The 23513-nt window shown below is 58.1% G+C and carries 29 protein-coding genes and 1 tRNA gene; 13 read left to right on the top strand and 17 right to left on the bottom strand.

Annotated features, from left to right (window positions below; genetic code table 11):
• Positions 1-7 precede the first annotated feature (7 nt).
• Positions 8-1996: an RNA polymerase sigma factor RpoD gene (rpoD, locus tag ACR0A2_RS05575; RefSeq protein ID WP_171119526.1), complete on the top strand. Its 1989-nt coding sequence runs from the start codon at positions 8-10 to the stop codon at positions 1994-1996.
• 161 nt (positions 1997-2157) lie between these two features.
• Here rpoD and ACR0A2_RS05570 read toward each other — a convergent pair whose 3' ends face one another.
• Positions 2158-3198, bottom strand: coding sequence for a helix-turn-helix domain-containing protein (locus ACR0A2_RS05570; RefSeq protein WP_480834317.1), 1041 nt, complete (start codon positions 3196-3198; stop codon positions 2158-2160).
• Between the two features lie 459 nt (positions 3199-3657).
• Here ACR0A2_RS05570 and ACR0A2_RS05565 point away from each other — a divergent pair, with 459 nt between their 5' ends.
• The 4 genes from ACR0A2_RS05565 to ribD all read left to right on the top strand — a co-directional run bounded on the left by ACR0A2_RS05565 (position 3658) and on the right by ribD (position 6185).
• Positions 3658-4062 (top strand): hypothetical protein, encoded by a 405-nt coding sequence (locus ACR0A2_RS05565; RefSeq protein ID WP_152457548.1) that lies wholly within the window; start codon positions 3658-3660, stop codon positions 4060-4062.
• A 21-nt stretch (positions 4063-4083) separates the two neighbouring features.
• Complete coding sequence (locus tag ACR0A2_RS05560; protein WP_171228470.1) at positions 4084-4497, top strand: secondary thiamine-phosphate synthase enzyme YjbQ; 414 nt, start codon at positions 4084-4086, stop codon at positions 4495-4497.
• A gap of 120 nt (positions 4498-4617) precedes the next feature.
• Entirely contained in the window at positions 4618-5088 is a 471-nt protein-coding gene (nrdR, locus tag ACR0A2_RS05555) for a transcriptional regulator NrdR (protein WP_117869416.1), read from the top strand.
• Positions 5085-6185, top strand: a complete 1101-nt coding sequence (gene ribD, locus ACR0A2_RS05550; RefSeq protein ID WP_152457550.1) for a bifunctional diaminohydroxyphosphoribosylaminopyrimidine deaminase/5-amino-6-(5-phosphoribosylamino)uracil reductase RibD — start codon at positions 5085-5087, stop codon at positions 6183-6185. The genes nrdR and ribD overlap by 4 nt, the downstream gene beginning before the upstream one ends.
• A 2-nt stretch (positions 6186-6187) precedes the next feature.
• Here ribD and ACR0A2_RS05545 read toward each other — a convergent pair whose 3' ends face one another.
• From ACR0A2_RS05545 to ACR0A2_RS05535, 3 genes are all read right to left on the bottom strand, one after another.
• Positions 6188-8188, bottom strand: coding sequence for a capsular polysaccharide biosynthesis protein (locus tag ACR0A2_RS05545; RefSeq protein WP_480834316.1), 2001 nt, complete (start codon positions 8186-8188; stop codon positions 6188-6190).
• Positions 8189-8191: 3 nt separating this feature from the next.
• Positions 8192-9265: a polysaccharide biosynthesis/export family protein gene (locus tag ACR0A2_RS05540; RefSeq protein WP_480834315.1), complete on the bottom strand. Its 1074-nt coding sequence runs from the start codon at positions 9263-9265 to the stop codon at positions 8192-8194.
• A 140-nt stretch (positions 9266-9405) separates the two neighbouring features.
• Positions 9406-10704 (bottom strand): capsule biosynthesis protein, encoded by a 1299-nt coding sequence (locus ACR0A2_RS05535; protein WP_480834313.1) that lies wholly within the window; start codon positions 10702-10704, stop codon positions 9406-9408.
• A gap of 141 nt (positions 10705-10845) precedes the next feature.
• On the opposite strand from ACR0A2_RS05535, the gene ACR0A2_RS05530 reads away from it, so the two are divergent.
• The 5 genes from ACR0A2_RS05530 to ACR0A2_RS05510 all read left to right on the top strand — a co-directional run bounded on the left by ACR0A2_RS05530 (position 10846) and on the right by ACR0A2_RS05510 (position 14052).
• A complete protein-coding gene (locus ACR0A2_RS05530) occupies positions 10846-11433 on the top strand; it encodes a riboflavin synthase (RefSeq protein WP_480834311.1) in 588 nt (195 codons plus the stop codon).
• Between the two features lie 99 nt (positions 11434-11532).
• A complete protein-coding gene (gene ribB, locus ACR0A2_RS05525; protein ID WP_171119533.1) occupies positions 11533-12654 on the top strand; it encodes a 3,4-dihydroxy-2-butanone-4-phosphate synthase in 1122 nt (373 codons plus the stop codon).
• A 2-nt stretch (positions 12655-12656) separates the two neighbouring features.
• Positions 12657-13208 (top strand): 6,7-dimethyl-8-ribityllumazine synthase, encoded by a 552-nt coding sequence (locus ACR0A2_RS05520; RefSeq protein WP_480834310.1) that lies wholly within the window; start codon positions 12657-12659, stop codon positions 13206-13208.
• A complete protein-coding gene (gene nusB, locus ACR0A2_RS05515; protein WP_152457557.1) occupies positions 13205-13687 on the top strand; it encodes a transcription antitermination factor NusB in 483 nt (160 codons plus the stop codon). The genes ACR0A2_RS05520 and nusB overlap by 4 nt, the downstream gene beginning before the upstream one ends.
• Positions 13688-13746: 59 nt before the next feature.
• Positions 13747-14052, top strand: coding sequence for a hypothetical protein (locus ACR0A2_RS05510; RefSeq protein ID WP_480834309.1), 306 nt, complete (start codon positions 13747-13749; stop codon positions 14050-14052).
• 214 nt (positions 14053-14266) lie between these two features.
• On the opposite strand, the gene ACR0A2_RS05505 is transcribed toward ACR0A2_RS05510, so the two are convergent.
• Entirely contained in the window at positions 14267-14692 is a 426-nt protein-coding gene (locus tag ACR0A2_RS05505; protein WP_480834308.1) for an SRPBCC family protein, read from the bottom strand.
• Positions 14685-15008, bottom strand: a complete 324-nt coding sequence (locus ACR0A2_RS05500) for an ArsR/SmtB family transcription factor (protein WP_480834306.1) — start codon at positions 15006-15008, stop codon at positions 14685-14687. The genes ACR0A2_RS05505 and ACR0A2_RS05500 overlap by 8 nt, the downstream gene beginning before the upstream one ends.
• 114 nt (positions 15009-15122) lie before the next feature.
• Here ACR0A2_RS05500 and ACR0A2_RS05495 point away from each other — a divergent pair, with 114 nt between their 5' ends.
• Complete coding sequence (locus ACR0A2_RS05495) at positions 15123-15554, top strand: MmcB family DNA repair protein (RefSeq protein WP_152457561.1); 432 nt, start codon at positions 15123-15125, stop codon at positions 15552-15554.
• 2 nt (positions 15555-15556) lie between these two features.
• On the opposite strand, the gene ACR0A2_RS05490 is transcribed toward ACR0A2_RS05495, so the two are convergent.
• Positions 15557-15745, bottom strand: coding sequence for a DUF6324 family protein (locus ACR0A2_RS05490; RefSeq protein ID WP_152457562.1), 189 nt, complete (start codon positions 15743-15745; stop codon positions 15557-15559).
• 77 nt (positions 15746-15822) lie between these two features.
• Between ACR0A2_RS05490 and ACR0A2_RS05485 the strand changes: the two genes are divergently transcribed.
• On the top strand, positions 15823-16305 hold the full coding sequence (locus ACR0A2_RS05485; protein ID WP_480834304.1) for an N-acetyltransferase family protein: 483 nt from the start codon (positions 15823-15825) through the stop codon (positions 16303-16305).
• Between the two features lie 47 nt (positions 16306-16352).
• Positions 16353-16429, top strand: a tRNA-His gene (locus ACR0A2_RS05480).
• A gap of 94 nt (positions 16430-16523) precedes the next feature.
• Here ACR0A2_RS05480 and ACR0A2_RS05475 read toward each other — a convergent pair.
• The 10 genes from ACR0A2_RS05475 to ACR0A2_RS05430 form a co-directional block, all read right to left on the bottom strand.
• Entirely contained in the window at positions 16524-17330 is an 807-nt protein-coding gene (locus ACR0A2_RS05475; RefSeq protein ID WP_152457564.1) for an ABC transporter permease, read from the bottom strand.
• A complete protein-coding gene (locus tag ACR0A2_RS05470; RefSeq protein ID WP_171170555.1) occupies positions 17327-18214 on the bottom strand; it encodes an ABC transporter permease in 888 nt (295 codons plus the stop codon). The genes ACR0A2_RS05475 and ACR0A2_RS05470 overlap by 4 nt, the downstream gene beginning before the upstream one ends.
• A gap of 82 nt (positions 18215-18296) precedes the next feature.
• Positions 18297-19046 (bottom strand): transporter substrate-binding domain-containing protein, encoded by a 750-nt coding sequence (locus tag ACR0A2_RS05465; protein WP_480834302.1) that lies wholly within the window; start codon positions 19044-19046, stop codon positions 18297-18299.
• 33 nt (positions 19047-19079) lie between these two features.
• Entirely contained in the window at positions 19080-19856 is a 777-nt protein-coding gene (locus ACR0A2_RS05460; protein WP_152457567.1) for an ABC transporter ATP-binding protein, read from the bottom strand.
• A 109-nt stretch (positions 19857-19965) separates the two neighbouring features.
• Positions 19966-20724: a phosphate/phosphite/phosphonate ABC transporter substrate-binding protein gene (locus ACR0A2_RS05455; protein ID WP_480834301.1), complete on the bottom strand. Its 759-nt coding sequence runs from the start codon at positions 20722-20724 to the stop codon at positions 19966-19968.
• Positions 20725-20729: 5 nt separating this feature from the next.
• The gene (locus tag ACR0A2_RS05450; RefSeq protein ID WP_480834300.1) at positions 20730-21167 is read right to left on the bottom strand and encodes a tellurite resistance TerB family protein; all 438 of its coding nucleotides are present in this window, start codon (positions 21165-21167) and stop codon (positions 20730-20732) included.
• Positions 21168-21187: 20 nt separating this feature from the next.
• Entirely contained in the window at positions 21188-21637 is a 450-nt protein-coding gene (locus ACR0A2_RS05445; protein WP_152457570.1) for a tellurite resistance TerB family protein, read from the bottom strand.
• A 42-nt stretch (positions 21638-21679) separates the two neighbouring features.
• A complete protein-coding gene (locus ACR0A2_RS05440; RefSeq protein ID WP_152457571.1) occupies positions 21680-21973 on the bottom strand; it encodes a DUF1330 domain-containing protein in 294 nt (97 codons plus the stop codon).
• A gap of 75 nt (positions 21974-22048) precedes the next feature.
• A complete protein-coding gene (locus ACR0A2_RS05435; protein WP_480834299.1) occupies positions 22049-22825 on the bottom strand; it encodes an isocitrate lyase/PEP mutase family protein in 777 nt (258 codons plus the stop codon).
• A gap of 167 nt (positions 22826-22992) precedes the next feature.
• Positions 22993-23475 carry a bacterioferritin gene (locus ACR0A2_RS05430; protein WP_480834298.1) on the bottom strand — a complete coding sequence of 161 codons (483 nt, stop codon included), beginning with the start codon at positions 23473-23475 and terminating at the stop codon, positions 22993-22995.
• Positions 23476-23513: the final 38 nt, after the last annotated feature.

The raw sequence follows: 23513 nt of genomic DNA, 5'->3' as shown, positions 1-23513 counted from the left end.
GCATTGAATGGCCGCCAAGGATACGAACGAAGACCGCAAATCCGACGAGCAGGAACAGGAAATCTCGCTGGACATGAGCCAGGCGAACGTCAAGAAGATGATCGCCGAGGCTCGCGAGAAAGGTTACATTACCTACGACCAGCTCAATCAGGTGTTGCCGCCTGATCAGGTCAGTTCGGAACAGATCGAAGACGTAATGTCGATGCTGTCCGAGATGGGCATCAACATCATCGAAGATGAAGAGGCCGAAGAAGAAGAGAACAAAGGCTCGACCGAACTGGTTGCCGCGGAAAGCAACCGTGAGGTTGCACTGGCCGGTTCCGGCACTGAAAAGCTGGATCGCACCGACGACCCTGTGCGCATGTATCTGCGTGAGATGGGGTCGGTCGAACTGCTGAGCCGCGAGGGTGAGATCGCGATTGCCAAGCGGATCGAAGCCGGTCGCAACACGATGATTGCGGGCCTGTGTGAAAGCCCGCTGACCTTTCAGGCGATCACCATCTGGCATGACGAATTGTTGTCCGAAGACATTCTTTTGCGGGATGTCATTGATCTGGAAACCACGTTCGGCAACCAGTTGGACGAAGACGGTGACGTTGAAGAGCCGGTCGTCGATACCTCGGCCGTGCAGGCGAACAAGCCAGCCAAGGATACCGGCCCCGAGCTGGATGCGGATGGCAACCCGCTGAACAACGATGACGATGACGACGAAGACGATCAGGCCAACATGTCGCTGGCCGCGATGGAAGCGGCGCTGAAGGATCAGGTCCTGACCACGTTGGAGCGTATCTCGACCGACTTCTCGATGCTGTCAGAAATGCAGGACAGCCGGATTTCGGCCACGCTGAACGAAGACGGTACGTTCAGTGAAAAGGACGAAGAAACCTATCAGAAACTGCGGGCTGAGATCGTCGAACTGGTGAATGGCCTTCACCTGCACAACAACCGGATCGAAGCGCTGATCGACCAGCTTTACGGTATCAACCGCCGCGTCATGTCTCTGGACAGCGCGATGGTCAAGCTGGCCGATCAGGCACGCATCAACCGCCGTGAGTTCATCGAAGCGTATAGGGGCCGTGAACTGGATCCGAACTGGCTGGCCGAGATGGCCGAGAAGCCGGGCCGGGGTTGGCAGATGTTCATCGAACGCTCGACCGCGAAGGTCGAGGAACTGCGCAACGACATGGCTCAGGTCGGCCAGTATGTCGGTCTGGATATCTCGGAATTCCGCCGTATCGTGCAGCAGGTTCAGAAGGGCGAGAAAGAGGCGCGGCAGGCCAAGAAGGAAATGGTCGAAGCCAACCTGCGCCTGGTGATCTCGATCGCCAAAAAGTACACGAACCGTGGCCTGCAATTCCTTGATCTTATTCAAGAAGGCAACATCGGCCTGATGAAGGCGGTGGACAAGTTCGAATACCGTCGTGGCTACAAGTTCTCGACCTATGCGACCTGGTGGATCCGCCAGGCGATCACCCGCTCGATCGCGGATCAGGCCCGCACGATCCGTATTCCGGTTCATATGATCGAAACGATCAACAAGCTGGTGCGCACGGGCCGTCAGATGCTGCATGAAATCGGCCGCGAGCCGACGCCGGAAGAACTGGCCGAGAAGTTGCAGATGCCGCTCGAGAAAGTGCGCAAGGTGATGAAGATCGCCAAAGAGCCGATTTCTCTGGAAACACCCATTGGCGACGAGGAAGACAGCCAGCTGGGCGATTTCATCGAGGACAAGAATGCCGTGCTGCCCTTGGACAGCGCCATTCAGGAAAACCTCAAGGAAACCACCACAAGAGTTCTGGCGTCGCTCACCCCGCGCGAAGAACGGGTTCTGCGGATGCGTTTTGGCATCGGCATGAACACCGATCACACTTTGGAAGAAGTCGGCCAGCAGTTCAGCGTGACCCGCGAACGGATCCGTCAGATCGAGGCCAAGGCGCTGCGGAAGCTGAAGCATCCCAGCCGTTCACGAAAACTCCGGTCTTTCCTGGATCAATAAGAACAAAGATCTATCAGAACAAAGGCGCCCCGTCAGAGGCGCCTTTGTTCGTTCACATTGGCTGGTTCTCGTATCACGTTGGCGCGAATGCACAAGGCCGGGGCGGTGTGCCTTTCTATATCGGTCTTGTCCACTCATGGGACAGGCCGGGGCGAGGCTTTTCAGGCTGATGACCCCCGGCCAGCTGTCCGAATGGGATGTTCCACTCGGGTCTTGAAGGCGCTGGGCGGTTGACCTGTCCACCGTTTGAAGGCGGTCGAAAAAGCAGCCTGATCGGCATAGCCCAGCGCGTATGAGATTTCAGACAGAGTCATGCCATTTGTGATGAAAGTCTGGGCCAGATCACATCTTAGATCGTCCACAATATCGCGATAGCTTGTGCCTTCTTCCTTGAGACGTCGACTGAAGGTTCTGAGGCTCATCCCCAGATCAGCCGCCGCATCTTCGGCTTGCAGGATTGCGCCGGGCAGGGAACGGGTGATCAGACCTTCGACACGGGCGCGGGTCTGGTGCTTGGGAGGTGTTTTTTCGGCCAGCAGACGTTCACCGTATTCCAGCAAATGCTCCCGCAGCTTGGGATCATAGGTCGGCACTTTCAATTCCAGCGCAGATAGCGGCAGAATGATCTCAATCTTTTCAGCGCTGAAAACCACCGGGCAGCCCGCCAGCTTTTCGTAGGTTTTGGCGTGGCTTCCAACTTTGTGCTGAAAGCGCATCTCGATCGGGTGCAACTTCACCTGCGTGAGGTTTCTCATCCTGGCCAGCGCAGCGAACAACAGGAATTCCGTGCGCCGATGATAGCGGGCAAAGCTGGCGTCTTTCCAATCGGCCTCAAGGGCCGCGAAGTTACCGGCAACACGGAAGCTGAGCCCGATGGCCGGATCGATGATGCCGTGAAAACGGGACAGGTTTTCCATCACCTGCCTCAAATCGCGTGAGTATTTACTGATATACCCTGTTACGGTCGAAGCCGATGTGACCTCGAGCCCGGTGCGCGCCGCAAATGTGATGTCACCAACGGCGTCACAGGCGTGCCGGATCAACAGGGCCTCTTTGTGTGCGCTGTAGACTGCGGCAGGGGGCGCGATATCCTGCTGACGCAGCCCAGCCTGTTTCAATACTCGCTGGGATACTTTGCTGTTGCCGGCGTGGCGATCCAGTGCCTGGATCAAAAAATGTAGTCGGTCGATATCTACATCCATCGTGGTACAACACCTTACGTTCTCAAATACACTAACAGTTTATCAGGGAAATCCCTTTGTTGACTTTGGCTTTTGGCAGAAAGGATTTTGCACTTGAGTACTACTTGTTGGCAAGTTCTCGAAAGGTTTTGACCGGAACACGCATGAAGTGTAGCGCGCGGCTGTCCAAATCAGCTTTGTTGCCGGGTCGGGACCTTTATGGGGATGAGGTCAGAGCCTCGGAGAAATCACCAATCTCTGCTCAGGGCTCCCCGGCACGCTCTTTTTCCCGCAGGTGACGCGTTGGTCTGCGACACCGGGCTTGGGCCTGCTGATCCGCTGTCAAGGCTGACTCACACCGGATCACGCTATGTACCTGGCGGGCTGAATTGATCGTGAGGTACCCTGTGAACGCGGTGAAGTTCGACTAACCTATTTGGGGATCGCTATTTGAAACAAGCAATCAGGGAAGAAGTTACCATGAAACAGTCATACACTTTCGCCGCGTTGGCAGCCTTGGCCTTCAGTGTTCCATTGACAGCAGATGCTGCACGGAACGGATTTCGAACGGAACCCATAAACGCCACTGATTTTGAGGTCATCCCCCGCGGCGACATGCGTACCGAAGGCTATTGGTGCGCGGCCGCAGATTATGCGCGCCGAACCTTGGGATTGGGTTGGACGGACCGGATTTACGTGCTGCGGGGGTACGGGCCCAGTGTCACAACCGGTCGCAGAACAGCGGTTCAGTTTTCGATCAAGCAACCTCAAACGGTTGATGTGCAACCCAGCAGCTTTGTCTCGTTCGGGTTTCAGCCTGGCAACAGTGAATCTGTACAAGGTGCGAATGCACGTTGTAATTATCGACCGTTCTTCAACGACTGACAAACGCGCAGGATAGACACGATGCAGACCGAGTTCGTTTTGCACACCCGTGGACCGGGGCTGTACGAATTCACGTCCGACGTTCTGCAATGGCTTGAACGGGTGGCGAAAGATGGGGTCTTGACCCTGTTCGTTCGCCACACTTCCTGCTCATTGCTGATTCAGGAAAACGCGGACCCCGAAGTTCAAACAGATCTTCAGGCGTTCTTCGAACGGCTGGTTCCACCGTCAGACAACCCTGCCATGTCCTATCTTCGGCACACCTATGAAGGCCCGGACGATATGCCTGCGCATATCAAGGCCGCGCTCTTGCCGGTTTCGCTGACGATCCCGGTGTCGCAGGGGCGGCCTGTTCTGGGAACATGGCAAGGGATTTACCTGTTTGAACACCGCACCGCGCCGCATCAAAGGAAGGTCGCGGCGTATCTGGCCTGACCCACTATTTAGCGGTTTGAATTTCCGACTACCCAAACCCTAGCGGCTGCCCTATAGTTGTGGATAAGTAAGCCGCAGCGCTTACAAAAAGAGGCCGAACATGGGACGAGGAGACGGCGGATGCGCTGCCCGTTTTGCGGAAATATCGACACTCAGGTGAAAGATTCACGCCCGGCAGAGGACCACGTGGCAATCCGCCGACGCCGGTTCTGTCCGGCCTGTGGCGGACGGTTCACGACCTACGAACGTGTGCAACTGCGTGATCTGGTTGTCATAAAAACCAATGGTAAACGCGAAGATTTCGATCGCGACAAGCTGGAGCGTTCGATCCGTATCTCGATGCAGAAACGCCCCGTTGATCCCGAACGGATCGATCAGATGATTTCGGGCATCGTGCGCCGTCTGGAAAGCATGGGCGACACGGATATCCCGTCCAACAAGATCGGTGAGATCGTTATGGAAGCTCTGGCACGGATCGACACTGTCGCCTATGTTCGCTTTGCGAGTGTGTACAAGAATTTCCAGGCGGCCGATGATTTCGAGGAGTTCGTCCACGAACTGCGCCCGCCGCAGCCTTCGACTGACGAGTGAACGAAACAGATAAGCGATTCATGGCGCTTGCCCTGTCTTTGGGGCGGCGCGGTCAGGGGACGTGCTGGCCGAACCCCGCTGTAGGGTGTGTCATCGTTCGTGATGACCGGATCATTGGGCGGGGCTGGACACAGCCGGGTGGCCGCCCTCATGCCGAGACCGAAGCCTTGGCTCAGGCCGGGCAGGGTGCGCGTGGTGCGACCGCCTATGTAACGCTGGAACCCTGTGCCCATCACGGCAAAACGCCGCCCTGCGCCGAGGCCTTGATTGCGGCAGGTGTATCCCGTGTTGTAGCCGCTGTCGAAGACAGCGATCCGCGCGTGGCCGGGCAGGGTTTTGCCATGTTGCGCGAGGCGGGGATTGACGTTGTAACTGGCGTTCTTGCGCAACAGGCAGAACGGGATCTGGCGGGCTTTTTCCTCAAGACTGAACAAGGCCGGCCTTTTGTGACGCTGAAGATGGCCAGCAGTTTCGACGGGCGCATCGCAACCTCGACAGGGCACAGTCAATGGATCACCGGACCGCAGGCACGTCGTGTGGTCCATGCCATGCGTGCACGTCATGATGCGGTGATGGTCGGGGCAGGGACGGCGCGCGCCGACGACCCCTCGCTGACCGTTCGGGATCTTGGGGTTGAGCATCAACCCGTCCGCGTCGTGGTGTCCCGCCATATGGATATTTCTCTGATGGGGCAGCTGGCGCGCACAGCCTCAAAGGTACCTGTCTGGCTCTGCCATGCGCATCACCCGGATGCCGAACGTGCACAGGCGTGGGAGGGATTGGGGGCAAAGCTGATCCCCTGTGCGTTGAAAGATCATCATATCGATGCGGTGGATCTGCTTCAGCAACTGGGTCAGACCGGTTTGACCAGTGTCTTCTGCGAAGGCGGGGCCGCGCTTGCGGCCTCGCTGCTGGCCGAAGATCTGGTGGACGAGCTGATCGGGTTCACTGCCGGCTTAACCATCGGGGCCGAAGGCCTGGCTGCGGTCGGGACACTAGGTCTGGAAACGCTGGAGGCCGCCCCCAGGTTCGAATTGATCGAGACGCAGGCGGTCGGCGGGGATGTATTGCACCGTTGGCGCAGAGCGTCGGAATAACGTCAACGCCAAAGATGAGCGTGCGTTGCGAACGCGCCCTGAAGCTTTGACAGAAACCGGTTGAACGGACCGGACGGTGCCGAATACCCCAGCGCCAAGCGTTCAACGGCCACTTCGACAGGGCAGGGTTGTCTGGTGATCGGATCGAAATAGCGTGGATAGTCAATCAAGGTGGCGTGCACCAAACCCATCAGCGACGGCCGTGCACCTCGCCTGACGGGGACGGCATCCAGATCGGTGGTCAGGCCCCATCCCGCATAGAAGGGCGCGCCCAGAGTCGTCACCTTCACCCCGCGCAACAATGCCTCGAACCCCAATAGCGATGTCATCGTCCACACCTCGTCCACCTGCGTCAGCAGCGAGGCAGGGTCAGTTCGGGTCACGACAAGGTCCGCAAGTGACTCTGCGTCTATCTGGCCATCCCGCAAACCGGCTTCGACATCGGGGTGCGGTTTGTAGATCAGGATTGCATCGGGGTTGGCTTCGCGCGCCGTTTTCAGCAAGTCCAGATTGCTGCGCACCGTGTTGGTGCCCAGCAGGATCGAGGCGTCATCTTCAACCTGTCCGGGCACCAGAATTCGGTGCCCATGGGGCAGAACCGGCGCGGATTGGCCCGTGTTGTATTTGCTCAAACCATCGGCCAGCAATCTCTCGACAAGCCGTTCAGCGCGCAATTCCTGATCCGGGCGCAATGTTGCGCGCTCGCTGATCAGGTTTTCCAACTGGCTGGGCTTTGTGGGGTCATAGTAGATACCGATTTCGTCGGTTACCAGGGATAGGGGCGGAACAAGCGCCGCCCCAAGTCCGCGGGAACGCAAAAAACCGTCTTCCACTCGAACGGCCCCTTCGCTGTCGCGCGCCCGACTGGCCCAGACCATGTGGGGGCGATCTGAGGCATCAGGCTGTGTGGCCGTAAAGCGCAACGTGCCATGCCGCCCGAAAATCTGTTGCATGTGCCTGCGTTTCCACAGACGCATACCGGCAGCCGTCCAACCGAGCCTATCCTGCCGCCATGCGCGGGTCTGCGCCTCCAAAATGTCCAGAACCGTTTCCAGTTCGCAGAGCTGATCGCGAAAGGGGTCGTACCAGGTCGGGTAAAGCAGCATCGCGGCCGCGAACAGTTGCGCGCGGGTCAGGTTGCGCTGACGGCGCTGGACTGGGAATTCATCCTGCGTCAGGCCCCAGCCGGCATAGAACGGTTGACCGAAAACGCGCGGTTTGTGACCGGCCAGGATTGCTTCAAAGCCCAGTTGCGAGGAAACGGTATAAACCGCAACGGCGCCCTCAAGCAGGGGCCAGGGGCTGATGGGCTTGTCAAACCACGTGATCCGGCCTGACAGGTCCTGATCGGTGAAATGCCCCTGACGATGACCTGCCATCGTTTCGGGATGTGTCTTGATCAGAATGCGCGCGCCTGGGTTTTCCTCCTGCGCGACCACAAGCATTTCAAGAAAACGGGCACGATCGGCACCGCTTGCCGAGACGGCGGCATCGCCAAGCGTCTGATCGATGACCAGTACATAACCGGGGTCAGGTGCGGCAAGATCGGGGTCAAACGCGGAATACTTGCTGAGGTGCAATTCCCTGACCCGCTCCATCGTCGCGCGTGCGCGGTTCAGCAGCGCGGTGTCGTCCAAGGGATCAGTGTTCAGCAGCTTCTCAAGGTCCGAAGGTTCTGCCGCATCGAAATGCGGGCCTGAACGGTCCAGCAAAAGACCCAAGGGCGGTTCACCGGCGCGCCCCGGGTGCAGAGACCTGAGAAAGGCATCCTCGACCCGCAGAACGGGTGCACGGTGTTTTTCGGCGATGCGCAGGCCCCGATACGCGGTCGGGCTGTTGCCCCATATGCCCACGCAATCGCCATCCTTGGGAAGACCCAGACGAATGTCATATTTGGCAAGCGTCAGAATCCGTCTCAGGCGTTTTTGCGTAAGAAACCCGCCGTTGTAGACGAACAGCCGGGTGCGCTTGGCCCCGGCTGCGCTGTCCGGATCGGGTACCATGCATCAGTTGCCGGTCAGCGTGGCGACGTTTGCGATGGGGGTCAGACCACCAGCGATCAACGAGATCGATTTGCTCCACTGTGCATAGGGTGCTTCGGTCACATAAATCGTATCATCGTCGCGGATCACGAAATCCCGCGCGATGAACAGGCCGTTGGGGGCCGTCAGGTTCAGCAAGTAGATCATGCGTTGATCCCCCTTCAGGTCGGCGCGTCCGGTGATGCTGCGCGCGATGTCCTGACGCTCTTTTCGCAGGATGAAAATGCCGGTTGGATCAGAGGACAGTGTTAGCAGACCACCGACCTGAGCCAGTGCTTCCAAGGCGGTAAGGTCCTGACTGTCAAAGGCCACACGAGACTGACCCCCGGTCGCGCCGAGAGCTATGTATGATCTGCTGTCTTCTTCCACCAAAATGCGGTCGCCGCCACGCAAAGCGACGTCCAGTTTCGGGTTGCGGAACAGATCTTCGTACCAGACGGTGCCCTTTTGATCCCCTCGGATCAATGTCACCAGCGCGATATCCGACGCTACTGAGACCCCGCCCGCCTTGGACAGCATGCCAAGCAGGGAACGGGTTGGGCGTTCGATCGGATAGATGCCGGGGGTTGCGACTGTACCCGTCAGCGAGACGGTGGAACCGTCACCCGCAACACGCCGCACTTCGATCTGTGGGTCGGGTGTCTGCTCCCGCAGCTTGTTCGTGATCAAAACGCGAAGCTGTTCGGGCGTGTTGCCCGCGGCCCGAATCCGACCCGCATAGGGGACGAAAATGAAACCATCGCTGTCGACCTGAACTTCGTCCAGAATGGTCGCCGCACCGGTTTCGCCGGACAGCAACCCGTCGTCCACGTTTTCCCATATGGTCAGGCCCAGCACGTCACCGGGGCGGACAGTGTCGGCGGTCAAGGCCTGGGCGCTGCTGAACGAGGACGAAAAGCCAAACTGAGGCACGGCGGATGTAAGGCGTGTCACGCGGTCATCGACTTCGACGACAAACGCGTTGCCGCCATTCTGGACTGCGCCCGCCAGAATTTCGGTCTTGTTCGGCCCGGATTTCGGAAGTTGGCAGGCCGCCATCAAGCCGATTGCGGCTACAAGGGAAACCCCTCGCATCCATCGCTTAGGAGAGAATTGCACTGCCGGATATCCTCAGTCTTTTGTTGTTGCGGGAAGATTAGCCGGTAAGCAGCACAACTTCCAGTCACAGAGCGCCCGAATTACTCGACGATTTTCAACTGTGGCGTCGGTGCCTCGTTCTTGTTTAGAAGGGCCTGATAAGGGTCACTGCTGCTGAGCATCATGTCCACGGCGCGGCGCAGCAACTGCCGCCTGCCGCGCCTGGAATAAAACCCGCCCGGAATCTGGCTGGTTTCCAGCAGGAATTGCCGGTAACAGCGATAGGCGTCGACATCCGGCGCGTCTGGTGCCGCAAAAAATGCGGCGATCGACTGCTGTGATACGAAGTCGGTCTTGTCATAAACCGAACGTCCAAAAATACGCAGCGGAATACCCCGCCACAAGACCTGCTGCCCCGCAGTGGAATTCACGGTGACGGCCGAATTTGCCTCATCCAGCAAACCTGCCAGCTTTCCGCCGGGGACATAGTAAACACGGTTCTGCACCCCGTGTTTCCTGGCAATCTCCATGGCGCGCAGGTGCAATGGTTCACGGTGGTTTTCTAAAGGGTGCTCTTTCACGACCAGCTTGTGATGCGCCGGTGCGCCTTGCGCGAATCCTGCGATGACCAGTTCCAGAAAATCGGACATGCAAGAGAATTCGGAATGGGCCTGAACCGAACTGTCATGCCCCAGTTGCAGCAACACGAGGTGATAGGGGAAGCCCCCCCATCTGACACGCGCCGTGGCAATGCTGCGTTGCAGGCGATGAACAGGCATCAGCATCAGGCGTTTGAAATACAACCGGAATTCCTGTGAAACCGACAGATCACGATGAGGCCGGAAATTGCGGTATCTCTTGTTCAGGAACATGACGAACCAATGATAGAGGGCACCGTAGAATATGTGTTGCCGCATATCCCCCCAATGCGACGGTGGCGGGGGCGTTTTGCCGTCCGACCGGGCCAGAGCCTGCCGCATCTGGTCGACATTCAGTGACATCAGGCGCGAATGCCCGTTTGACCCGTCCCGCTCGTAAGTGACCCACCAGGGCCGCAGGTAGCCTTCTTCGAAAACGTGAATTGTCAGCCCTTGAGACTTCGCAATCTCAACTGCGCGGGCGTGGACCGGTCTCGTGTCGCCATAAAGAACGATATCCGTGACGCCCTTGTCGGCAATCAGTCTGTTCAATGTCTCGGGCCAATCGCCGGGCTTGTTCCTGAATGCGATGAAACTTGCCTTGTCGAACCAGAACGCCTGATCCCCCGCATTGAAGCCAACCCGCCAGACCTGTGCCCCCGTGGCGCGCAACATCCGCCCGAGTGTCGAGAAAAACGGCCCGTGAGGTCCCTGAAGAAACAGGAAGACCCGTTTGTCTGAGCCTGAGGGCATTTGCGGCATCTGAACTGCTCTTTTGGTATTTGTTGTCGAAACTATGCCTGTTTGGGCCTTGTACGGCAAGGCGGGGCTTGCCCGCGCGGCCCATTGGGCTTACCTCGACGGTGAATAGCAGGCACAGGTTAGGAACAGAGGGTTAACGGAATGTTCACAGGGATCGTCACCGACATCGGCACCGTCACCGAGCTGGAACAGCAGGGGGATCTGCGCGCCCGGATCAAGACGGCCTATGACACGGCCGGTATCGATGTCGGAGCCTCGATTGCCAGTGATGGTGTGTGCCTGACGGTGATCGCGCTGGGCGACGATTGGTATGATGTTCAGATCAGCGCCGAGACGGTTTCGAAGACCAATCTTGATACCTGGGCCGTCGGCAAACGTGTCAATCTGGAGCGAGCGCTGAAAGTCGGTGATGAACTGGGCGGTCACATCGTTTCGGGTCATGTGGATGACGTGGCCGACGTGGTCGCGGTCGAAGATGAAGGCGACAGCACACGTGTCACCTTGCGCGCACCGAAGGAACTGGCCCGGTTCATAGCGCCCAAAGGGTCGGTTGCGCTGAACGGGACATCGCTGACGGTCAATGACGTGAATGATTGCGAGTTTGGCATCAATTTCATACCTCACACCAAGGAAGTCACGACCTGGGGCGATGTGGGTGTGGGCGATCGCGTCAATCTTGAGATCGATACGTTGGCCCGGTACGTCGCGCGCCTGGCCGAGATGTCCTGATACGTCGCGTCGGAAAGTACCTGCGCCGTTTGTGGACTGGTCTTTGCGCCCTCAGTGGTCTATTCCGCCGAGCAAACCTGCCATGTGAAAGGCTGCCCCATGAGCTTTGAAACCCCCGGACCGGTCGAGGCCCAGTTGCGTGACGCGATCAGCCCGATCGAAGAAATCATCGAAGAAGCGCGCGCAGGCCGGATGTACATTCTGGTCGATCACGAAGATCGTGAAAACGAAGGCGATCTGGTGATTCCGGCCGAGTTTGCGGATGCCGAGGCGATCAACTTCATGGCCACCCACGGGCGCGGCCTGATCTGTTTGCCGATGACGGCGGAACGGATAGATGCGCTGGGCTTGCCGATGATGGCCGTGAACAACTCGTCCCGGCACGAGACGGCCTTTACGGTTTCGATTGAGGCGCGCGAAGGTGTCAGCACCGGGATTTCAGCCGCCGACCGGGCGCTGACCGTGGCGACCGCAATCAACGAACAGAACACGATGGCGCATATCGCCACCCCGGGCCATGTCTTCCCGTTGCGGGCAAAGCGGGGCGGGGTGCTGGTGCGCGCAGGCCATACCGAGGCCGCCGTGGATATCTCGCGTCTTGCCGGGCTGAACCCGTCAGGCGTGATCTGCGAGATCATGAATGAAGACGGAACCATGGCGCGCCTGCCGGATCTGGTCGAGTTCGCCAAAAAGCACAACATGAAAATCGGCACGATCAGCGACCTGATCAGCTATCGGGCGCGCAATGACAATCTGGTTGTCGAGACTTCTCGTCAAACAGTCACCTCGGAATACGGCGGTGAGTGGGAAATGCGGATTTTCACCGATCAGACCCACGGCATTGAACATGTTGTCATGATCAAAGGTGACATCACCACGCCCGAGCCCGTTCTGACGCGCACGCACGCCCTGCACGAAGCGCCGGATATCCTGGGGCTTGGCCCGAAATCATCGCGCGAGTTGCCGCGCGCGATGGAAAAGATCGCCGAAGAGGGCCGCGGAGTGGTCTGCCTGTTCCGCCAGCCGCGCAACTCGTTGTATGCGGTCGAAGATGAAGGCCCGCGCACCATCAAGCAAACCGGTCTGGGGGCGCAGATCCTGTCCAAGATGGGGATTCAGGAACTGGTGCTTCTGACCGACTCTCCTGAAACGGTGTATCTTGGGCTGGACGCGTTTGGCCTGTCCATCGTCGGCACCCGCTCGATTCTGAAGGAAGACTGAACATGGCTGAACAAGACAAACACGGAATTCTGCCGACACCCAGCTTCGACAAGCCGGTGAAACTGCTGATCGTGGCGGCTCCGTTCTACCGCTCGATCGCCGACAACCTGATTGCGGGTGCCACGGCCGAGATCGAAGCGGCTGGCGGCACCTGCGAAGTGGTCGAAGTGCCCGGCGCGCTGGAAATTCCCACGGCCATCGCCATGGCCGACCGACAGTGCAACTTTGACGGCTATGTCGCGCTTGGCTGTGTCATCCGCGGTGAGACCACGCATTACGAAACCGTCTGCAACGACTCCAGCCGCGCGATCCAGCTGCTGGGCCTACAGGGGCTGTGCATCGGCAACGGCATCCTGACGGTCGAGAATGACGAGCAGGCCGAAGTCCGCGCCAACCCCAAAAAGATGAATAAAGGGGGCGGCGCGGCCGCTGCGGCCTTGCATCTGATCGCGCTCAGCCGTAAGTGGGGCGCTTCGAAAAAGGGCGTCGGATTCAAGCCGCCGTCCGAGTCCATCCTGGTGGCGGGCGACAGCAACGGATCAACGACAGCATGACCCAGACAGACACGCCGAAACCGGCAAACCGGAAACGCCTGATGAAATCCGCAGCGCGGCTTTATGCCGTGCAGGCGCTGTTCCAGATGGAACAGTCGGGCCAGACGACCGAGCAGGTGGTCAACGAGTTTCTGGACCACCGGTTCGGCGCGGTCTACGAGGGCGACGAGATGCTCGAGGGCGACAGCACGCTGTTCCGCAAGCTGGTGGATGACGCCGTGAACTATCAGGCGCCGATCGACCAGATGACCGACCGCGCGCTGGTGGCGAAATGGCCGATCGCGCGCATTGACCCGACCCTGCGCGCGCTGTTTCGAGCGGCGGGTGCGGAACTGACCCAAAGCGGCACACCGCCCAAGGTGGTGATCACCGAGTTTGTCGATGTGGCGCGTGCCTTTTTTTCAGAAGGTAAAGAACCAAAATTCGTCAATGCCGTGCTGGATCACATGGCGCGCGAGGCCCAGCCCGAGGCGTTCTGACACGTTTACCTGAACCAGACATGCGCTAATCTGAATGTCATAGCGCAATGAGGTTCATCATGCCCAAACTGATCCGCCTGTATATTACGCAAGTCGCCTGGGGTTTTGTCATTTCGGCCGTGTTTGTCGGGGTGCTCTTGGCGCTGAACGTCGCTAACCTTCGCCATCTGATCACCGGGTCGGAAATCGGCCTGATCGCGTTGGCGATGATCTGGTTCATGAACGGCATCGTCTTTGCCGGCGTTCAGTTCGCGTACAAGATCATGAGCATGGCGGAAAAGCCGCAGGGGCCGCGTCGGGGAACACCGGTCGCACACAGCTTCGAGCCGGCAACCGTGAAACAGGAAGCCCACGCAGGGCGCTGATATTTCAGGGAAAGTGCGGCGGGACCACCAGTCAACCGTGCGGTTTGATTCCCGAGGACCTGTATGTACAGGTGGGCGCCGGGTAATCAGGCCAGGACCTGAACAGAGCCAGCCCCCTCGGAATTGCTTAAGGCCACCAGAATGCTACCTGTCACAAGAAGGGCAGAACCCGCCACGCGCTTAAGTAGGGTGTCTGACGGGTTCGCGCAAGAGGTCAGGCGTCAACAGTTTCGTGCAATGCCACACGCAACTTGCCGAAATGTTCATCCCATCCTTTGTCCAGGGCCAGGATCAGATCAAATGCTGCGACGCCTTGCGGCAATCCTTCGTGCACAAGCTCAAGACGTGTGCCGCCCGAGACCGGCTCCAATGTCCATTTGACCACGCTTACAGCGTCTCCCATCGGTTTGACGGTGAAGGTGTGTTCAAGATATTTTGGGGGGCGGGCGACACGGACCTCTCCCCAGATCAGCAAGTCGCCGCTTGTCGTGCCGAACATCTCAAGTTTCTGACCTTCTGCCAGTGTTCTTTCAGGTTTGTGGAACCATTCCGCCAAATGCTCAGGTTCCGTCAGATAGGTCCATACGGTTTCCGGTTCCGCCCTGAGGAAAATCGATTTCTTCAATACGGCATCAGTCATTTTTTTTCCTTTCAATGGCTTCCTTGAGAGAGTTGAGGCGATCGTCCCAGAACTGGTCAAAATAGCTGAGCCAGTCGAGCACCGGGGCCATACCCTGTGGTTCAAGTCGATTGATGCGTTCCCGGCCGCGCGCTTCGACTGTGATCAACCCACCGTCGGACAGAATCGTCAGGTGTTTTTTGACCGCAGCGCGGGTCATGTCGAACCGGTCCGTCAACTGCCCGATCGTCATGTCCTGTGACGAGAGCAGTCGTACGATGTTCCGGCGTGTGGGATCGGCCAGCGCGCGAAACGCGTTTTGAGTTTGGTTCTCCATAAGCAACCTCAGAAATAGTACCTTTTGGTGTCATATTAATGCGATACCAAAAGATACCGTGTCAAGGCGCAAAGGTGCTTTACTTTTGTTCGCTAATTGTTCACATTTTCAGCCATGACTTTGGATCTGCAACCTGGACAGAGACTGGCACGTGGCGTCGCGCGGCATCTTGCGGCCCATGGCTTTGTTTCCGTAGAGGAATTCGTGCCTGCGCGCGGGTTGCGCGTTGACGTGATGGGGCTGGGGCCAAAGGGTGAGTTGTGGGTGATTGAATGCAAATCCAGCCGTGCCGATTATCAGTCGGATTCGAAATGGCAGGGCTATTTGGAATGGTGTGACCGCTTTTTTTGGGCCGTCGACACGGAATTCCCGACCGATCTGTTGCCTGATGAAACAGGCCTGATCATCGCCGATGCCTATGATGCGGAAATCGTGCGCATGGCGCCCGAGGACAAAATCGCACCGGCGCGGCGCAAGAAGATGATCCAGAAATTTGCAACGGATGCCGCGCGCCGTTTGCACGCGCTTCGGGATCCCAGGCTGTAAGGTCAACCTTTGACGGCAAGGGCGGCTTGTACCGCAGCACGAATTTCGTCGGCGATTTCTTCTGCTTCTTCCGGGTCAAAATCCATCGGTATTTCGATGCCGTCAGCTTCGATGAACAGGCGGACCATACCCTGATCGGTCGGACCGATTTGCAGGTTTGCTTGAATGTCGCGTTCGGTATTGATGCCCATCTGTGCCTCCGAGACTGAGCGTTCCTGCTAGCGCGCACGGGGTTGAGAATCAAGTCACCTTTGCGGTCAGATGAGATATGGAAGACGCCGTTCTCAGACCCTTTCACCCCGATGACGCCGCGTGGCTGGTTGAACAGCACGGTCTGCTTTATGCGCGCGACGAAGTGTTTGATGACAGCTTTGCGCCCCTAGTGGCCAGCATCCTTGACGACTTCATGGCCAACAGTGACCCCGAGCTTGAAAGAGGCTGGATCGCCGAGCAGGACGGGCAGCGTCTGGGCAGTATTTTCTGCGTTGCTGTTGACCGGAATACCGCCAAGTTGCGGCTGTTTCTGCTTGTCCCGCAAGCACGAGGGCTGGGGCTGGGAAAGCGCCTGTTGCAAGCATGCACTGCCTTCGCACGCGGGGCAGGATACAAAGAAATGGTTCTGTGGACGCACGAAAGCCATACCGCCGCCTGCGCACTTTACAAGGCGTCCGGCTGGGAATTGACAGACAGCAAAGCGGTGCATTCCTTCGGTGTCGATCTTGTCGAACAAAGCTGGAAATTTCGGCTTTAATGCTCTTGCATTCCGCGGGCGTGTTCGGTACATCGCCCCTCACGAGTGCCGCCTTAGCTCAGTTGGTTAGAGCGCTGGATTGTGGATCCAGAGGTCCCCTGTTCAAGCCAGGGAGGCGGTACCACTTCTCCCCTTTTGAATGTGCTGTAAAGCGCGCGGGCGCGCGGTGATTGGCGTTGATTTGGTTTGGTGTCCAGACGTGACTGGCGCGCCGAAACTCAGCGCGCTAGGTTCAGTTTGAACCGCATCTTGGCCCGTTTTGCGACCGGCAGGTGCCGGTTCAGGCGTTTATTGATCAGGCCAAAGCCCCCGACAATCACCAGCGTCAGCAGGATGAAATAGAACGCCAGTATCGGGTATGGGATGAACGGGTTGAACGTCTTGTCTGCAAAGTAACTGGCGTAATACAGGGCGTCTCCGCGTTGCTGCCATGCCGGGAAGGCTGAAAAGAAGACCAGCGTTGTTGCGTGGAAAAGAAAGATCGCTTCGTTTGTGTAGGCAGGCCAGGCAAGCCGCAACATGGTGGGCCAGACGATCCGGCGAAAACGGGCCCAGCCTGACATGCCATAGGCATCTGCGGCTTCGATATCGCCCTTGGGAATGGACCTTAGCGCTCCGTAAAAGATCTCGCCCGAATAGGCTGCGGTATTGAGGAACAGCACGATCAGCGCCCCCAGCCAGGCTGAGGTGAAGGCGTCGAACATCGGGTTGGATTTCTTCAGCGACAAGAACAGGAAATAGGCGAAGAAAAACTGGATAAACAAGGGCGAGCCGCGAAACAGGAAAATGAACCATTCCGAAGGCTTGCGAAGCCATTTGTTTGCTGACGCCTTGCCGACGGCCAGGGCCGTGGCCAGAAAGAAGCCGGTCGCCAGCGCCATGATCCCGAAATAGACATTCCAGATCATCCCCGACCCGATCAGCGTGAACTGTTCGCACAGGGTGAAGTCACTTTTGGGCAGTAGCCGCTCGCCGATACCCAGGGACCGCAGGCCGTAATCTTGAATCGTCTGCAAGCAGCTCATGCCGTGGTCTCCTTGCGCAGAAGCTCGCCGCCGGACGTGGCCTGCCCGTGGGACAGTTTCCGCATCAGCTTTTCAAGCCCAAGTTCAGATACGCGCGTCATGCCGAGGTAGAAGACAAGCAGGAACAGGAAGTACCACATGCGCCAGTCGCCATGCGGATACTGAGTGAACTTTGACGTCTTGGTGCCGCCAAGTTCGCGGGCCCAATAAACGATGTCTTCGATCCCCAGCAGGAACAGCAGCGGAGTGGCCTTGATGAGAACCATCCAAAGATTCGACAGGCCGGGCAGGGCATAGACCCACATCTGCGGCACAAGGATGCGCCAGAAGGTCTGACGACGGGACATGCCATATGCTTCGGCGGTTTCTAGTTGCGCGTGGGGCACGGCGCGCATTCCACCAAACAAAACGTTTGCCGCAAACGCCCCGAAAACAATCGAGAAGGTAACGACGGCCAGGAAAAAGCCGTAGGTTTCATGCACCCATTCCGGTGCGGTCCCCAATGGCAGCTTGGCCGCCTGACAGACGATAAAGTCATTTCCCTGCCGGATCGGGTCGGTCCATTCGGGGCACAATATCTTATGCCGCGTCCATTCGAATGCCTGATCCAGGGCTATAACGAAAAACAGGAAGAAAGCGATGTCCGGAACACCACGCACGATGGCAATATACCCTTTGCCCAGCCAGCTTAGCGGCGGGAAATGTGATCGGGCGGCCATTGCGCCAACAAAACCAAACGCCAATGCGACCGGCGCGGTCACCGCCAGCAATCCCAACACCTTGAGGAACGACAGGTAGAAGGACCAGTGCACGCCGTTGGTCAGATAGCAGGAGAACCATCGGAATGTTCCGAGCGTGTCAGGGTCAGCGCAATAGGAAAACATGTAGCGTCTTTCGAACGTCGTACCCGGTTGTTCCACCGGGCAGGGTTCGGCGCGATGGACGCGCCGAACCGCTTGATACAGATTAGTTTGTAACGACCGAACCGTCAGCGTTGTAGGTCGGAACGCCTTCGCCGAACCACTTGATGATCAGTTCGTTCAACGAACCGTCCGCTTTCATCGAGGTGATCGCCTCGTCAAACTTTGCGCGCAGTTCGCCATCCGATTCACGGATGCCCAGCCCGATGCCACCGCCCAGCGGAACGTCATCACCCACGAAGACCAGTTCTCCGGCGGATTCCTCGACGATCGGCACCAAGAAGTCCTTGTCGGCAAACACGGCATCGGCTTCACCGTTGCGCACGGCTGCGATGGTTTCTTCCGGAGTTGCAAACTCGACCAGAGTCGCGCCCGACTCGGCTACGTGGCCTGCCTGAATGGTGGCGGTCTGTGCGGCAACGACGCCGGTGGTGACATCAACATCCTCAGACGCACCGACATAGGCCGAAGCCGCAGGCGGGAAATAGTTCTGGGTGAAGTCGATGACTTCGTCACGTTCGTCGGTGATCGACATGCCCGCGATGATGGTGTCGTAGTTGCCCGAGACCAGGTTCGGAATGATCGAATCCCAGTCGTTCTTGACCCATTCACATTCCAGGTTCGCGCGCTTGCACAGTTCATCGCCGACTTCACGCTCGAAGCCGTCGATTTCGCCCGCATCATTGATGAAGTTGTACGGAGGGTAGGCGCCCTCGGTCCCCATGCGGACCGTGTCGGCCATGGCGATACCGGCGGTCAGCGCCAGTGCGGCAGTGGACAGAATCAGATTTTTCATTGGTTGCTCCCCAGTTTGGTTCTGTTTTTGAAGTTAAGCCGCCTGAGTGGCGGAGAGAAAACCCCGAAGCCGTTCGGATTCAGGAGATGTGAAGATATCTTCGGGCGTGCCTTCTTCCTCGATCAGACCCTGGTGCAAGAACACCACGTGGCTTGAAATGTCGGCGGCCATTTTCATGTCATGCGTCACGATGATCATGGTACGCCCTTCGGCGGCCAAGTCTTTGATCACCTTGATCACTTCCTGTTCCAGTTCAGGGTCCAAAGCCGAAGTCGGTTCATCAAACAGCAGGGCTTCGGGTTCCATGCACAGGCCGCGGGCAATGGCGGCGCGCTGTTGCTGCCCGCCGGACAATTGCGCCGGATAGGCGTCGCATTTGTCGCCGATGCCAACCTTGTCCAGATACTTGCGCGCGCTTTCTTCCACCTCGGCCCTGTCGCGCCCCAGAACGGTCACGGGGGCTTCCATCACATTTTGCAGGATGGTCATATGCGCCCAAAGATTGAACTGTTGAAACACCATCGACAGGTTGGTTCGTATGCGCAGAACCTGTTTGGAGTCAGCGGGGCGGCGCCCGTGGCTTTCCCCGGACCATTTGACAGGCTCACCCTTGAAAAGGATTTCTCCTTGTTGGCTGTCCTCCAAAAGGTTGCAGCATCGCAGAAGCGTCGATTTGCCGGACCCGGACGACCCAATCAGTGATACCACGTCACCGCGATGTGCCGTGATATCGACCCCCTTCAACACTTCAAGATTTCCGAAGCTTTTGTGAAGGTCTTTGATTTCGATGACGGGTGCAGTTTCTGTCACGGGCAGTCCAGTGGTTGGTGGTGTTGGTCCGGTACTAGGACCGAAAAAAAAGGTCAATGCAATGTGCAAATGACAGAATCAAGCGGAGAAACACCCAAATTGGCCAAAATCAGTCGACAAATTGGGCAGTCGTTGATCCGCCATCTTTGGGAGGCGCCGGAGTGGGGACAGCCAAGTAGTGCGCCGCGGGAATATCGATCAACCCGCGTATATGCAGCAATCGTTGATCGTCGTCGCAAAGCTGGTCAATCGCGGCCCGAACTGCGCCTGCAATGACCTGCGGATTCTGACCCGTCGATGTGATGTAGGGAAGGGTCGGAGTCGGAGTCGTTCTTGCCAGTTCGCGCAGTTTGGACCCCAAATTCGTATGTTGTTGCAGCATCAGCCACGTCAGCATGTCCAGCGCGGCAAAGTCCGCTTTGCCACCTGCGACGGCTTGGGCAGACAGCGCATGCCCGCCGGTTTCCAACAGTCCGGCGGGGTGCAGGTTCGCCTGGGTCATATGTGTGATCGGGGCTGCCCAGCCGGATTGGGACAAGCCCTCATTATATGCGAAAACGCCTGTGCTCAGCCCCGCCAGATCCCGGTCGTCGTCATGCCGAGCCACAAAGACCGAGCAATAATATCCGGGGGGACATCCGGGCAGGTCATAGTCCGGGGTGCCAACCAGTTGCACGTGACCATGCAATCGGGTTCGAAACGGCATGCCACAGGTTTGTGCCAGAATCAGGTTTGGGTCCCGCCAGACCGTCCACACGTCTTTGTCGCGGGTTAGGTGTTCCGGGCCTGATCCAAGTTGGGCGCGAATCAGGCTCCAGAACCTGTCATTGGCGGCTTGCAGGGCAGGCATGTCATACATGCCCAGCATGGCAATCACGATTTTGCTGCCTTTTGCCGTGCCAAAGCGGAATCCACGTCACTTACGCCCAGAAGATTGACCACCAGACGCAGCAGCGAATCTTCCTCGCTTGTGCGGTGCCCATCGGCCAACGCCACGGACCACAGCGCCTGAACGACCGCAAGACGATCTTCATAGGCAACCGCCTCTTTGATGGCTCGGGTAAAGCGGACGGTGTCCGGGGCCTCGGCCTCAAGATCTTCGGCGCGGGCGCGCAGGGCGGCGCTTTCGAACGGCGACAGGCCATAGCGTTGCGCCGAAATTCGGTCGATACGGGCCATTTCGGTATCGGAATAGTCATTGTCGGACCGTGCCAGACGAACCAGAAGGGCCGTCAGGGCCAGGCGGGCGTCATCGTCGACAAGAGGATCGGGCTGCGGCTGCGTAAGCCTGGAAAGAAATTCACTGAACATGCGTTAGATATAGCGAGCGACTAACTCACATCCAAGCGGCTTTGAACGCGTTCACGCGCAGCCTTGCTGTCGTTAAAGCTCAACCCCATGGCAACGCGGGCTTCCTCGACGATTTTCACCTCGCCTTCGTCGGTGTTTCCATCTGCCAGGACAACTTCCCACAGCGCATCCAGAGCGGCCAGGCGTTCCTTCAGATCCGTGGTCTCGCGGATCAGCTTGCCGAAGGTATCGGTATCCGGCGCTGCCGCGTGAAGCTTTTCGCATGTGGCACGCACCTTGGCTGCTTCGATCGCGTTATGCTGGTAAAGACGGGCCAGGATTTTGTCGATCAGGCGGATTTCTTCCAGCTTGTAGTCCCGATCAGCCTGCGCTACGCGCACCATGAGCGCACCCAGAGCAAGTTCGGCATCCGGGTCCGGAAGATGTTCATGCTGGGGCGGTCTGAGCGCCTGAAGGAACTTTTTCAACATGGCAAAAGATTATTCCATATTTTGTGGTGCGCCAAGCGCAGTCTACCCGTCATAGCCCTGAATGATCACAAGATCGCCCATCGATACCGGGGCGCGCAGTGCTTTGGCTTTCTGGTATGCTTCGCTTTCGTAACAGGCAAGCGCATCCTCATAGCTGGGAAATTCGATCACAACGGTCCGGGCGCGCGCTGCGCCTTCCTTGACTTCGCGCTTTCCACCGCGCGTCAGAAAGCGCGCACCATAAGCTGCAAAGGGTTCCGCATTTGCAGCAATGTAGGTCTTGTACGTGTCCATGTCGTCTACATCGACATGTGCAACCCAATAGCCTTTCATCAGGCTTGCCTCCTGTTCGGTTTCAAAAGCAGGGTGATGAGAAGCGGCGGCAATTGCAATCCCACAACTTCTGGGTGATCAGTTGCGGTAGTGAATAGCGGCGTGCGCCTGATCTGTTAACCACTTGATCATCTGACGATAAGGAACCGGACCATAGCTGACGCGCGCAACCCCCAGTTCAGCCAGACGCGGTGTGCCCGGGGTGCCGGGCAGGGCGATGATGTTGACCGGAAGGTTCGTACGCTCGCACAGATGGCCGATCATCGCCTCGTCTTTCAGCCCCGGAGCAAAAAAACCGCTGGCGCCCGCAGCCTCATAGGCCGAAGCACGCGCAATGGCGTCGTTCAGCATGGCCTCATCATGTGTTTCTGCCGGGGCTTTCAGGAAAATGTCGGTTCTTGCGTTGACATAGGCAGGTATGCCCGCGTCTTCGCAGGCCGCGCGCATGGCTTCGACGCGTTTGGCCTGAACTGCTGTATCGTACAGCCCGTCACCGCCGATGATCTGATCTTCGAAGTTGAAACCAACCACGCCGCAATCCAGCGCACGCTTGACGTTTTGCGCAATGCCCTGTGGATCTTCGGCATATGCCCCTTCGAAATCCAGTGTCACCGGAAGTTCAACCGCTGCAACGATGCGGCGCGCATTGTCCAATGCTGCCTCTAGCGGTATGTTCTGACCGTCGCCAAAACCCTGTGCCATGGCGACAGGTGCGCTGCCTGTGGCAATGGCTTGCGCGCCTGCATCCCGCACCGCGCCGGCACTGCCAGCATCCCAGATGTTGAACAGAATGACGGGGTCGCCCTTTTTGTGAAGGCTGGCAAAGGTCTTCGCGCGTTGGGATTGATCGCTCATCGGGGCTCTCCTGTCGTGGTGTGATCAACAGTTAACCCCATGAAGGCAGACCGAGTAGAGGTTTTTTGCTTGGCAGTGTCACATTGAAGTGACGGAAACCGCACGGCTTGGTCCTTGGCAAGATGGACCGGGCCGTTCTGGTGCATGGGCCAGCGGCGGTGCGTGCCTCAGGCTTCTTCTGCCGCGCCGGATACGAATTTTGCGCTGAAGTTGGCCTCACCCAAACGCTTCAACAGGTTCAGCTGAGTGTCCAGCCAGTCCTTGTGGCCTTCTTCTTCCAGCAAGATGCGTTCGAACAGGGTTCTTGACCCGACATCGCCGACCTCGGCGGCCTGCAACGCGGCCTTGGTATAGAAGTCGACCGCCTCGGTTTCATCCTTCAGGTCCGTGGCAAACATGTCTTCCAGAGACCCCGCGGCGACTGGACTTTTCTGAAACGCAAGCTCGGGCACGCCGCCAAGGAACAGGATACGCTCGATGAACGCGTCGGAGTGACCCAATTCTTCCTGCATTTCAGCGCGCATTTTTTCGGCAAGGATGTCCAGCCCCCAGTCCTCCAGCACATGGGCATGCAGCTGATACTGGTGCGCCGCCGTCAGCTCCATATGAAGCGCTTGCTGGAGGTTGGTAATCGTTGTTGCGTTGCTCATCGGAAATCTCCTGAAACTCTGAACGGCATTGAGCCTAC

The sequence above is a fragment of the Ruegeria sp. H8 genome (assembly GCF_056532905.1).
Note: the sequence above shows the minus strand (reverse complement) of the source record. Positions and strands in the feature narration are given on the sequence as shown.